This is a genomic window from Streptomyces griseoloalbus (assembly GCA_014650015.1).
GTDB classification, from domain to species: Bacteria; Actinomycetota; Actinomycetes; order Streptomycetales; family Streptomycetaceae; genus Streptomyces; species Streptomyces griseoloalbus.
On the sequence record BMUD01000001.1, the window covers coordinates 305,143 to 317,410 of the forward strand.

Sequence of the window (12,268 nt, forward strand, 5' to 3'; positions counted from 1 at the left end):
CCGTACTCCAGGAACGTCCGGGACTCCGGGATGGGCGGGTGGCGTGCCGGGCCGTGGGGAACGGGTGGCCGGTACGGCCCGGTTCACGCCGCCCGGTGGTGCGGCGCCCGGTGGTGCGGCGCCCGGTGGTGCGGCGCCCGGTGGTGCGGCGCCCGGTGGTGCGGCGCCCGGTTCACGCCGTCGGGTGGTGCGGCGCCCGGCTCAGGCCGTGCCGGCCAGCTCGAAGCCGGCCTCGTCGACGGCCGCGCGGACCGCCGCCTCGTCGAGCGGGGCCGCGGAGACCACGGTCACCTCGCCGGAGGAGGCGACCGCCGTCACCGAGCTGACCCCGGGGATCTCGGAGATCTCGCCGGAGACGGCGCCCTCGCAGTGTCCGCAGCTCATCCCGCTCACCTTGTAGACGGTGGTGACGGAACCCTGGGTGTCGGTCTGGGAGGTCATGTCGTTACTCCTCGTCGAGGGCTGGGGGATGTGAGGGAGCGTGAAGTGTCCTGAGGGGCCCACGGGGGGCCACGCTCTCCACACTATACCCCTAGGGGGTATAAATCCATGAGGGGTGGCCGGCGGGTGGACGGAGGGCGCCCGCGACGGGGTGGAGTCCCGGGGATAGCGTTCCACCGGAGGCGATGATCACCGGAAGGCGGGACCGGTCATGCGGGCGGTGGTGTTCGAGCGGTACGGGGAACCGGCCGAGGTACGGGAGGTCGCGGACCCCGAGCCCGCGGCGCACGGAGTCGTGGTCCGCGTCGAGGCCACCGGCCTGTGCCGCAGCGACTGGCACGGCTGGCAGGGCCACGACCCGGACATCAGGCTGCCGCACGTCCCCGGCCATGAACTCGCCGGGGTCGTCGAAGCGGCCGGCGCGCGGGTCACCGGGTGGCGGGCGGGAGACCGGGTCACCGTCCCGTTCGTCTGCGCCTGCGGAAGCTGCCCCGCCTGCGCGGCCGGCGACCAGCAGGTGTGCGAGCGGCAGACCCAGCCGGGCTTCACCCACTGGGGCTCCTTCGCCCAGTACGTGGCGCTGGACCACGCGGACGTGAACCTGGTCGCGGTTCCCGACGGGATGTCCTTCGCGACGGCCGCCTCCCTCGGCTGCCGTTTCGCCACGGCCTACCGCGCGGTGGTGCAGCGGGGCCGGGTGGCGGCGGGGGAGTGGTTGGCGGTGCACGGCTGCGGCGGGGTGGGCCTGTCCGCCGTGATGATCGCGGCGGCCTCGGGCGCGCGGGTCGTCGCCGTCGACGTGTCGCCCCGGGCCCTCGACCTGGCGCGGAGGTTCGGCGCGGCGGAATGCGTGGACGCGGCGGCCGTGGAGGACACGGCCGGGGCGGTCCGCGACCTCACCGGCGGCGGCGCCCACCTCTCCCTGGACGCCCTGGGCTCGCCCGCCACCTGCGCCGCCTCCGTGAACGGCCTGCGCCGCCGGGGCCGCCACATCCAGGTCGGCCTGCTGCCCTCGGCGACCGGCATGACATCCGTCCCCATGGCCCGCGCCGTCGCCCTGGAACTCGAACTGCTCGGCAGCCACGGCATGGCCGCGCACACCTATCCGCCGATGCTGGAACTCGTCCGCGCGGGCGTGCTCCGCCCCGATCTGCTGGTGACGTCCGCCATCGGCCTGGACGCGGTCCCGTCCGCCCTCGCGGCCATGGGTACGGCCGCGGGGGCGGGCGTGACGGTCATCGAGCCCTGGAACTGAGCACCGGGCGGGGCGACGGGAGGGTCAGTCGTTGCCGCGGCCGCGGTTGCCCGGACGGGAGGCGACCCAGGCGCGGATGGTGTCGGCGTACCAGTAGGGCTTGCCGGCCTCCACGTGGTCGGGCGGGGGCAGCAGGCCGTGCTTGCGGTAGGACCGTACGGTGTCCGGCTGCACCTTGATGTGTGCCGCGATGTCCCGGTAGGACCACAGCGGTCGGTCGGTCATGGGTCGCACCTCCCCGCGCGCACCGCGGCGGCGGCCGGGACGGCCGTCAGGGGGAGCCGGGTGCTGCGCCGACGATCACCAAGCATCGTGACCGGTGAACGAGACCGGCCGGGCGCGGGGCAGGGGCTGTGGGCCGGGTGTGACGGAAGGCCCGTGCATGTGTGACACGTGTGACAGGATCCGGGCGTTCGTGACAAAAGTGACGCACAGGTATACGCCGACTCATCGGCGCGGTGCCTTGACTCACGCGGCGTGGGACTCCCGCACCAGCGCCCCCAGTTCACCCGCCGACTCCGGGGTCAGCCGGTAGATGCCGTGCACGCTCACCGCGCTGCGCAGTTCGCCGTCCACCACGTGCTTGATCTGCCGCTCCCCCCGCCGCACGGGACCGGCATGGGCGACGGGACCGGAACGTCATCGGCAGGCGCGGGTGCCGGGGGTCTGACCGGCACCGGCACGTTCTCGTCCGAATGTCCGGACAAAACATTGACAGGGCTTGCTCCCCGGGGCTAGAAACCGGGGAGAGCCATGGAGCCGCAGGACCGATGGCCGCACGAGCCGTACGAGCCGTACGAAGGGAACGCGATGGCGTACGACCTGATCACCATGGGGCGGATCGGAGTGGACCTGTATCCGCTCCAGACCGGCGTCCCGTTGCCGCAGGTCACGTCCTTCGGCAAGTTCCTCGGCGGCTCGGCGACCAATGTCGCGGTCGCCGCGGCCCGCCTCGGACGCCGGACCGCGGTGATCACCCGCACCGGCGACGACCCCTTCGGCACCTATCTGCACGAGGCCCTGCGCGACTTCGGCGTCGACGACCGCTGGGTCACCTCCGTCCCCGGCCTGCCCACCCCGGTCACCTTCTGCGAGGTCTTCCCGCCGGACGACTTCCCGCTGTACTTCTACCGCCGGCCGAAGGCCCCCGACCTGGAGATCGACGCCCACGAACTCGATCTGGACGCCATCGGCGAGGCGGGCGTCTTCTGGGTCACCGGCACGGGGCTGAGCGAGGAGCCCAGCCGCACCGCGACCCTCACCGCCCTGGCCCACCGCGCCACGTCGGGCACCACGGTCTTCGACCTCGACTGGCGCCCCATGTTCTGGACCGACCCCGGAACGGCCCGCCCCTTCTACCGCGAGGCCCTGCGCCACACCACGGTCGCCGTCGGCAACCTGGACGAGGTGGAGGTCGCCACCGGCGAGCGCGACCCGCACACCGCGGCCCGCGCCCTGCTCGCCGCCGGAGTCGAGCTCGCCGTCGTCAAGCAGGGACCCAAGGGCGTGCTGGCCATGGACCGCGACGGCCGGTCGGCCGAGGTCCCGCCGCTGCCCGTCGACGTCCTCAACGGCCTCGGTGCCGGTGACGCCTTCGGCGGTTCCCTGTGCCACGGGCTGCTGGCCGGCTGGGACCTGGAGAAGATCATGCGGCACGCCAACGCCGCCGGAGCCATCGTCGCCTCCCGCCTGGAGTGCTCCTCCGCGATGCCCACCCCCGACGAGATCGAAGCGGCGCTCACCGCGGGGGCCGTGACATGACCGTCGGGGCACCGGCCGGGCGCCGACTCCCCGTGTTCGTCTCGCCGTTCCCGTCCCGTCGGGACACGGACGGGATCCCGCGCGACGATCTCCACCCGAGGTTCCGCGACGCCTGCGCCCACGCCTGGGCGAAGACGCCGGGCACCGGGGCCCGGCGGGACGCGCTCCAACCGCCCGCCCCCCACGGGATCCGCCGCACCCCCGGCACCACCGGCACCGAACCGTACGTCCACCGGGGCGCCCCCGCCGGCACCCCGGCCCCGATCGCCTCCGGCGCGGGAGGCCGCTTCGCTTTGGCAGGAGCGAAGTGCGAGCGACGACTCCCCGCCCGCCACGGCCCCGCGCCGGAGGTTCAGCCGAGGTCCCCCGTGGACACCCGGAGGCCGATGCGCTCCGACGTGTCCACGCGGGGACTGCCGAGGTCCCCCGTGGTCACCCGGAGACCGACGAGGTCCCCGGTGGTCACCCGGAGACCGACGAGGTCCCCGGTGGTCACCCGGACACCGACGAGATCCCCGGTGGTCACCCGGAGACCGACGAGGTCCCCCGTGGTCACCCGGACACCGCCGAGGTCCCAAGTGTCCACCCGGGGACCCGAACGGCCGACATTGTGTCGGGCCCGTCCGACGGCCCGGTCCTGGTGGGATGTATCCGTGGCCGACACCGCGGCGCGTCCGCCGGCGGCCGGAGCACATGAGCTGTACGAACGGCACGTCTCCACCCGACGCCGCCATCTGTGAAGGAGTTCTCGGTCATGACGAAGATCGTCAACCACTGGATCGGCGGCAAGACCGCCGCAGGCGCCTCGGGAACCTACGGGCCGGTGACGAACCCGGCGACCGGCGAGGTCACCACGAAGGTCGCGTTCGCCTCCGTCGAGGAGGTGGACGCCGCGGTCGCCGCCGCCAAGGAGGCGTACCTGAGCTGGGGCCAGTCCTCCCTGGCCGCCCGCACCTCGATCCTCTTCAGGTTCCGCGCGCTGCTCGACGCCCACCGCGACGAGATCGCCGAGCTGATCACCGCCGAGCACGGCAAGGTGCACTCCGACGCGCTCGGTGAGGTCGCGCGCGGCCTGGAGATCGTCGACCTGGCCTGCGGGATCAACGTGCAGCTGAAGGGCGAGCTGTCCACGCAGGTCGCCAGCCGCGTCGACGTGTCGTCCATCCGCCAGCCGCTGGGTGTCGTCGCCGGCATCACGCCGTTCAACTTCCCGGCCATGGTGCCGATGTGGATGTTCCCCCTCGCCATCGCCTGCGGCAACACGTTCGTGCTCAAGCCGAGCGAGAAGGACCCGTCGGCCTCGATCCGCCTCGCCGAGCTGCTCGCCGAGGCCGGGCTGCCGGACGGGGTGTTCAACGTCGTGCACGGCGACAAGGTGGCCGTCGACCGCCTCCTCGCCCACCCCGACGTCAAGGCCGTCTCCTTCGTCGGCTCCACCCCGATCGCCCGCTACATCCACACCACCGCCTCCGCGAACGGCAAGCGCGTCCAGGCCCTCGGCGGAGCCAAGAACCACATGCTGGTCCTGCCCGACGCCGACCTCGACGCGGCGGCCGACGCCGCCGTCTCCGCGGCCTACGGTTCGGCCGGCGAGCGCTGCATGGCGATCTCCGCGGTCGTCGCCGTCGGCGCGATCGGCGACACGCTGGTGGAGAAGATCCGCGAGCGCGCCGAGAAGATCAAGATCGGCCCCGGCACCGACCCGACCTCCGAGGTGGGCCCGCTGATCACCAAGGCCCACCGCGACAAGGTGGCCTCCTACGTGGCCGGCGCGGCGGACGAGGGCGCCGAGGTCGTCCTGGATGGCACCGGCCACACCGTCGAGGGCCACGAGGACGGCCACTGGATCGGCATCTCCCTGCTCGACAGGGTGCCGACCACGGCGAAGGCCTACCAGGACGAGATCTTCGGCCCCGTCCTGTGCGTGCTGCGCACCGAGACGTACGAGGAGGCGATCGACCTCATCAACGCCTCGCCGTTCGGCAACGGCACCGCGATCTTCACCCGGGACGGCGGCGCGGCCCGCCGCTTCCAGCTGGAGGTCGAGGCCGGCATGGTCGGCGTGAACGTCCCGATCCCGGTCCCCGTCGGCTACCACTCCTTCGGCGGCTGGAAGGACTCCCTCTTCGGAGACCACCACATCTACGGCAACGACGGCACGCACTTCTACACCCGCGGCAAGGTCGTCACCACCCGCTGGCCCGACCCGGCCGACGCCCCCACCGGCGTCGACCTGGGCTTCCCGCGCAACCACTGAGTCACCCACCCGCGGCACCACCGGGGCCGTCCGTCCTGCGGACGGCCCCTTTTTTCCGTGGCGTCCCGCTACGCGGAGCTCGGCACCGCTCGTCCCCAGCGCGGGCGGCGAGTACCCGATCGTTCCCCCGCCGGCCGGTCGACCGGCGTGCCGGCTCCCCGGCGCGGCGCCCACCACCACGCCCGCGCCCGGCGCATGCCGCGGTGGCCCGCCGTACCCGTCCTGCCGATCGTGGTCCTCGGCCACATCCTCACCCGGCAGGAGACGAGCCACCTGCTGTGGACCGGCGCACCACCCCGGACGCCACCCTCTACCGGGCCCTCCACCCCGCCCCCGCCCCGCCACCCGCCGGCTGGTGACGCTGCCGGAGAACGCCCGCGCGTAGTCGCCGCCGTACCACGGACGCGGTACGCGGCGGCCCTCCCGTACGCCGCCGGGAGGGGAGCAGGTTCGGTCTCCGGTCGACAACTTGGTGACAGGTTGACCCCGTACGGTTGACGCATGGATCTTCGACTGCCCGGATCGCGGTGGCCGCGGTCACGGCGGCCGCGACGGATCATGGCCGCCGTGGCCGCCGTCGTCGTGCTCGCCGGTGCCGGTACCTGGACCGCCGTCGCCTCGGACGACGCGCCCGCGGTACGTCGCGCCGACCGGGTCATGAGCACGGGCGACGGGGTGCGGATCGACACCTCGTACTTCACCGCCGGACCCGGTGGCCGCCGCCCCGCCGTCCTGCTCGGACACGGTTTCGGCGGCAGCAAGGACGACGTACGGCAGCAGGCCGAGGACCTCGCGCACGACGGATACGCGGTGCTGACCTGGTCCGCGCGCGGCTTCGGCGAGTCGACCGGGAGGATCGGGCTGAACGACCCGCGGGGCGAGGTCGCCGACGTCTCCCGGCTGATCGACTGGCTCGCGAAGCAGCCCGAGGTCGAGCTCGACAAGGACGGCGACCCGCGCGTGGGCATGGCCGGCGCCTCCTACGGCGGCGCCATCGCCCTGCTCACCGCCGGGTACGACGACCGGGTCGACGCCATCGCCCCGGCGATCACCTACTTCGACCTCGCCGACGCGCTGTTCCCGAACGGCGTGTTCAAGAAGCTGTGGGCCGGCGTCTTCGTCAACTCCGGCGGCGGCTGCCAGGAGTTCGAGCCCGCCCTGTGCCGGATGTACGAGCGGGTCGCCGAGGCCGGCACCCCGGACACCGAGGCGCGCGAGCTGCTCCAGGAACGCTCGCCGTCCGCCGTCGCCGACCGCATCGACGTGCCCACGCTCCTGGTACAGGGCCAGACCGACTCCCTCTTCCCGCTCGGCCAGGCCGACGCCGCCGCGAAGGCCATCCGGGCGAACGGCGCCCCGGTCGGCGTCGACTGGATCGCGGGCGGACACGACGGCGGCGACATGGAGACCAGCCGCGTACAGCAGCGCGTGGGCGCCTGGTTCGACCGCTATCTGAAGGACGACAAGGGCGCCGACACCGGCCCCGCCTTCCGCGTCACCCGCACCGGAGGCGTCGACTCCACCGACGGCCGGGCCGTGCTGAACGGCGCGAGCGCCGACACCTACCCGGGTCTGACGAACGGCGGCCGGTCCTTCCCCCTCACCGGAGGCGAACAGGATCTCGCCAACCCGGCCGGCGCCAACCCGCCCGCCGTCTCCTCCCTGCCCGGCCTCGGCGGCTCCGGCGGACTCGCCCAGCTGTCCTCGCTCGGCGTCGGCATCTCGCTGGACTTCCCCGGCCAGTACGCCCGCTTCGAGTCCGCTCCGGTCGCCGGCGATCTGCGGATCACCGGATCGCCGACCGTCACCGTGCGGGTCAAGTCGACCAGCGACGACGCCGTCCTCTTCGGCAAGGTGTACGACGTCGGCCCGGACGGACGGCAGCAGGTACTGCCCTCGCAGCTCGTCGCCCCGGTCCGCGTCGAGGACGCCGGGTCCGGCAAGGACGTGACGCTCACCCTCCCCGCCGTCGACCACGAGGTCCAAAAGGGCCACCGCCTGCGCCTCGTCCTCGCCTCCACCGACCTCGGCTACGCCTCCCCGGCCGCCCCGGCGACGTACACCGTCTCCCTCGAGAGCGACCTCACGGTGCCCACCGCACCCGGCGTGACCACCGCCGCGACCCCGCTGCCCGCGTGGGTGGTGTGGCTGCCGGTCGCCGGCGCCCTGATCGCACTCGCCCTGCTGCTCACCGGCCGCCGCCGCACCACCGCCCCGGCCCCCGACCCCGCACTGGCCGACGTCCCGCTCCAGATCACCGACCTGAGCAAGCGTTACGCCCGTTCCTCGGACCGGTTCGCCGTGCAGAACCTGTCCTTCCGGGTCGAGAAGGGCCAGGTGCTCGGACTCCTCGGCCCGAACGGCGCGGGCAAGACGACCACCCTGCGCATGCTGATGGGCCTGATCAAGCCGGACGGCGGCGAGATCCGCGTCTTCGGCCACGCCATCCGCCCCGGTGCCCCCGTGCTGTCCCGGGTCGGCGCCTTCGTCGAGGGCGCGGGCTTCCTGCCGCACCTGTCCGGCCGGGAGAACCTGGAGCTGTACTGGAGGGCCACCGGCCGCCCGCCCGAGGACGCCCACCTGGAGGAGGCCCTGCGGATCGCGGGCCTCGGCGACGCCCTCGCCCGCGCGGTGCGCACCTACTCCCAGGGCATGCGCCAGCGCCTCGCCATCGCCCAGGCCATGCTCGGCCTGCCGGACCTCCTCATCCTCGACGAACCGACCAACGGCCTCGACCCGCCGCAGATCCGCGAGATGCGCGAGGTGATGATCCGGTACGCGGCCGCCGGGCGCACGGTGATCGTCTCCAGCCATCTGCTGGCGGAGGTCGAACAGTCCTGCACCCACCTCGTCGTCATGGACCGCGGCCGGCTCGTGCAGGCCGGTCCGGTGCACGAGATCATCGGATCCGGCGACACCCTGCTCGTCGGCACCGTCACGCCCGTGGACGAGCCGGTCGCCGAGAAGATCGCCGCCCTGCCGGGCATCGCCTCGGCCGTGCGCACCGACGAGGGGCTGCTGGTCCGGCTCGACGCCGACGGCACCGCCCCGCGCCTGGTCGCCGAACTGGTCCGGCTGGAGGTGCCCGTGGCGTCGGTGGGCCCGCACCGCCGTCTCGAAGACGCCTTCCTCACCCTGATCGGAGGTTCCGCGTGAGCACGCTCACCGAGCGGGACAAGCCCGTCGAGACGGCCGGGACCGCCGAGCCCGCCGCCGGCTACCGAGCGGGCCGCACCCTGCCCCTGCGGGTGGAGCTGGTCCGCCAGCTGAAGCGCCGCCGCACCCTCGTGATGGGCGCGATCCTCGCCGTCCTGCCGTTCGTGCTGGTGATCGCCTTCGCCATCGGCGGTGAGCCGGACGGCCGGGGCAGCCGCGTGAACCTGATGGACACGGCCACCGCGTCCGGCGCCAACTTCGCCGCCGTGAACCTGTTCGTGTCCGCGGGCTTCCTGCTGGTCATCCCCGTCGCCCTGTTCTGCGGGGACACGGTCGCCTCGGAGGCCGGCTGGTCCTCCCTGCGCTATCTGCTCGCCGCGCCCGTGCCCCGTATGCGGCTGCTGTGGTCCAAGCTGATCGTCGGCCTCGGGCTCAGCCTCGCCGCGATGGTGCTGCTGCCGGTGGTGGCGCTCGCCGTCGGCACGGTCGCCTACGGCTGGGGGCCGCTGCACATCCCCACCGGCGGCGCGCTGGACCCCGGCACGGCGGCGCAGCGGCTGGTGGTGGTCGTGGCGTACCTCTTCGTGTCGCAGCTGGTCACCGCCGGGCTCGCGTTCTGGCTGTCCACCCGTACCGACGCCCCGCTGGGCGCGGTCGGCGGTGCGGTGGGCCTGACCATCGTCGGCAATGTGCTGGACGCCGTCACCGCGCTCGGCGACTGGCGTCACTTCCTGCCCGCGCACTGGCAGTTCGCCTGGGCGGACGCCGTGCAGCCGACTCCGGAGTGGTCGGGCATGATCCAGGGCGCGGCGGTCTCCGTGACGTACGCGCTCGTGCTGTTCGCGCTGGCGTTCCGCGGCTTCGTGCGCAAGGACGTGGTGTCCTGACGGCCCGGGGAGGCGGTGCCCCGACCTCGGACCGCGCGGCTGCCGCGCGGGCCAACCGGGTGAACCTGCGCAACCGATTCCCCCGAGTCGGGTTGATGAGGGAGTAGGCCACTCTCCATGCCGGGGCCGGCCACTCCGTCATTCTTCAAGCAGGAAGACAACCACATTGCGACAGACACTGAGCAGGGGAGTGTTCGCGGCGGCAGCCGCCACGGGCATTCTGTCCCTGTACGGAACCCCCGCCCTCGCCGACTCGTTCACGGCGGGCGGTACCGAGGCTTCTCCCGGTGTGATGTCCGAGGACACCGTGGGGGCACCGGTACACGCTCCGGTGAACGGGTGCGGCAACGCTCTCACCGCGATCGGGGCGTTCAACGGCGCGTTCGACGACTCCTGCGTCAACGGCTCCCCCGCGTCCGGGAGCGGCTCGTCCGCTTCCGCGCACGGCGACTCCAGTGGCGCGCACGCGGTGGGCGGCACCGAGGGCCTGCCCGACGTGCTGTCCGGGAACGACGTGCGGGCGCCCGTCGACGCCCCGGTGAACCTGTGCGGCAACACCGTCAACGTGGCCGGGGTGGGCAACGAGGCGTCCGACAACGTGTGCGTCAACACCTCGCACGGCCACTCGACGACGTCCGGGGACAGCTCGTACGGGGAGTCCTCGTACGGCGATTCCTCCCACGGTGACTCCGGCTCGCCCGATGTGCTGTACGGCAACCAGGTGCGGGTGCCCGTCCATGTGCCGGTGAACGTGTGCGGCAACACCCTCGATGTGCTGTCGCTGTTCAACGACGCCTACGGCAACACCTGCGTCAACGAGACCGGTTACGGCGAGGAGGACGTGCCCGGTTACGGCGAGGAGGACGTGCCCGAGAAGGAGACGCCCGAGCCGCCGGCCAAGGTCAAGACGCCTCCGGCGCCGGACACCGAGGAGCCGCCGGCCAAGGAGCCGCCGGCCAAGGTGGTGCCCGGCACCCCGCCGCACCTGGCCGAGACCGGCAGCGAGGGCATGATCGCCGCTTCGGCGGCCGGTGCCGTGCTGATCACGGGCGGGGCGATGCTGTACCGCCGCGGCCGCCTCGCCGCCCGCCGGTAGCCGCTCCCGGGTGCCGGCCCCCCGGCGCCCGCACCCAGGGCATACGGAAACCCGTCCCCCGGACCGACCCCCATGGGCCGGTCCGGGGGACGACGCGTGGGACGCCCCCGTCGGCGCCCCGGCGTCCGGCGTCCGTCGGCTCAGCGGACCACCGGCGACGGCGCCCCGCTGCGGCTGTTTCCGCCCGGACCGACCGGCACGGGCACCGTCCCGCGCACCGGGGTCGCCCCGAGCCGCCGGCGTACCCCCTGGACCAGCGTCGACGCCGTGAACGTGGCGCCGTGCACGAAGCGCATCGCCGGGCCGAAGCCGGACGCCGTCACCAGGCCGGCGAGGAACAGCCCGGGGTGCGAGGACTCGAAGCTGCGGCCCAGCGCCGGCGACCCGTCGGGCAGCACCGCCAGCGTCCCGCGCAGCTCGGTGGAGAGCAGGCCGAGCCGGTCGCGGTGCGCCTTGAACCCCGTGGCGGCGATGACGTGTTCGGTCTCCAGGCTGCGCCGGGCACCGTCACGGCCAGTCAGGTCCAGCCGCAGCCCGCCCGGCACCGCGGCGGCCGCGGTGACCTCGTGGCCCGGCAGCAGATCCACCGCCCGCTCCACCCTCTCCCGCACCCACCAGGCACCCGCCGGCCCCAGCGCCGTGGCCGCGATGCGCGACCGGGTCGCCTCGGGCAGCCGCCGGAACAGGCCGGGACGCTCGGAGTAGAACCAGTTCCGCCAGCCGGGGCCCAGGCCGCTGTGCGGTGAGCGGACCGACTGCCACCAGGGACGCTCCCACGGCGGCGGCACGTCGTTCCAGCGCAGCCGTTCCGCCCGCGCCAGCACCCGTACCCGCGTGCCCTGTTCGGCGAGCAGCGCCGCGGTCTCCAGGGCCGCCTGACCACCGCCGATCACGGTGACGTCCTTGCCCTGGAGGTGGCCGAGGTCGTTGTGGTGGCTGCTGTGCGTCACCAGGGTCGGGTGCAGTCCGCGCAGGGCCTGCGGCACCTCGATGAACGGCATCACCCCGATCGCCAGCGCCACCGTGCGCGCGTGCAGCGCCTCCCCGTCCTCGGTGACCGCGGTGAAGCAGTCGGGCCCGGCCGACACCCGCGTCACCGTGCGCTCGTCCACGTCCGGCACGGCGTTCCGGGCGAACCACAGGCCGTAGGAGGCGAACGCCTCCACCGGGATCGGCTCCGCGTGACGTGCCGTCATGCCCTGCTCGGCGCAGTAGGCGTCCAGCCGCCAGCGCCCGCCCGGGTCGGAGAGGTTGGACGCCCATGGCTCCGACTTCAGGAACATGCCGCCGGGCATGTGGTCCCGCCAGGACGCCATGGGCCTGCCGAACACCCGCAGGGTCAGTCCGGCGGCCGCGGCGTGGGACGCGATCGACAGACCGTACGGACCCGCGCCCACCACCAGAAGGTCGTACAT

General features: G+C 73.6%; 11 protein-coding genes and 1 pseudogene. 7 read left to right on the forward strand and 5 right to left on the reverse strand.

What is annotated here, in order from left to right; translation table 11 throughout:
• Positions 1-201: 201 nt before the first annotated feature.
• Positions 202-441 carry a heavy-metal-associated domain-containing protein gene (locus IE178_RS01370; protein WP_184760528.1) on the reverse strand — a complete coding sequence of 80 codons (240 nt, stop codon included), beginning with the start codon at positions 439-441 and terminating at the stop codon, positions 202-204.
• Between the two features lie 211 nt (positions 442-652).
• On the opposite strand from IE178_RS01370, the gene IE178_RS01375 reads away from it, so the two are divergent.
• The gene (locus IE178_RS01375) at positions 653-1,696 is read left to right on the forward strand and encodes a zinc-dependent alcohol dehydrogenase family protein (protein WP_193510990.1); all 1,044 of its coding nucleotides are present in this window, start codon (positions 653-655) and stop codon (positions 1,694-1,696) included.
• Positions 1,697-1,720: 24 nt separating this feature from the next.
• Here IE178_RS01375 and IE178_RS01380 read toward each other — a convergent pair whose 3' ends face one another.
• Both IE178_RS01380 and IE178_RS01385 read right to left on the reverse strand, forming a co-directional pair.
• On the reverse strand, positions 1,721-1,921 hold the full coding sequence (locus IE178_RS01380; RefSeq protein WP_193510991.1) for a helix-turn-helix transcriptional regulator: 201 nt from the start codon (positions 1,919-1,921) through the stop codon (positions 1,721-1,723).
• A 243-nt stretch (positions 1,922-2,164) separates the two neighbouring features.
• The gene (locus IE178_RS01385) at positions 2,165-2,305 is read right to left on the reverse strand and encodes a hypothetical protein (RefSeq protein ID WP_193510992.1); all 141 of its coding nucleotides are present in this window, start codon (positions 2,303-2,305) and stop codon (positions 2,165-2,167) included.
• Between the two features lie 201 nt (positions 2,306-2,506).
• Here IE178_RS01385 and iolC point away from each other — a divergent pair, with 201 nt between their 5' ends.
• Both iolC and IE178_RS35635 read left to right on the forward strand, forming a co-directional pair.
• Positions 2,507-3,457: a 5-dehydro-2-deoxygluconokinase gene (iolC, locus tag IE178_RS01390; protein WP_193511173.1), complete on the forward strand. Its 951-nt coding sequence runs from the start codon at positions 2,507-2,509 to the stop codon at positions 3,455-3,457.
• A 242-nt stretch (positions 3,458-3,699) separates the two neighbouring features.
• Positions 3,700-3,837, forward strand: a pseudogene (locus IE178_RS35635) (5-deoxy-glucuronate isomerase); the annotation flags it as partial.
• Here the strand turns inward: IE178_RS35635 and IE178_RS01395 are convergent.
• A complete protein-coding gene (locus IE178_RS01395) occupies positions 3,810-4,043 on the reverse strand; it encodes a hypothetical protein (RefSeq protein WP_193510993.1) in 234 nt (77 codons plus the stop codon). The pseudogene IE178_RS35635 and the gene IE178_RS01395 overlap by 28 nt on opposite strands.
• 168 nt (positions 4,044-4,211) lie before the next feature.
• Between IE178_RS01395 and mmsA the strand changes: the two genes are divergently transcribed.
• The 4 genes from mmsA to IE178_RS01415 all read left to right on the forward strand — a co-directional run bounded on the left by mmsA (position 4,212) and on the right by IE178_RS01415 (position 10,853).
• Positions 4,212-5,714, forward strand: coding sequence for a CoA-acylating methylmalonate-semialdehyde dehydrogenase (mmsA, locus tag IE178_RS01400; RefSeq protein ID WP_193510994.1), 1,503 nt, complete (start codon positions 4,212-4,214; stop codon positions 5,712-5,714).
• A 501-nt stretch (positions 5,715-6,215) separates the two neighbouring features.
• Positions 6,216-8,870 carry an alpha/beta fold hydrolase gene (locus tag IE178_RS01405; protein ID WP_193510995.1) on the forward strand — a complete coding sequence of 885 codons (2,655 nt, stop codon included), beginning with the start codon at positions 6,216-6,218 and terminating at the stop codon, positions 8,868-8,870.
• A complete protein-coding gene (locus tag IE178_RS01410; RefSeq protein WP_184760535.1) occupies positions 8,867-9,757 on the forward strand; it encodes an ABC transporter permease in 891 nt (296 codons plus the stop codon). Before IE178_RS01405 ends, IE178_RS01410 begins: the two co-directional genes overlap by 4 nt.
• A 166-nt stretch (positions 9,758-9,923) precedes the next feature.
• Complete coding sequence (locus tag IE178_RS01415; protein WP_229876419.1) at positions 9,924-10,853, forward strand: chaplin family protein; 930 nt, start codon at positions 9,924-9,926, stop codon at positions 10,851-10,853.
• A gap of 140 nt (positions 10,854-10,993) precedes the next feature.
• On the opposite strand, the gene IE178_RS01420 is transcribed toward IE178_RS01415, so the two are convergent.
• Positions 10,994-12,268, reverse strand: a complete 1,275-nt coding sequence (locus IE178_RS01420) for an FAD-dependent oxidoreductase (protein WP_193511174.1) — start codon at positions 12,266-12,268, stop codon at positions 10,994-10,996.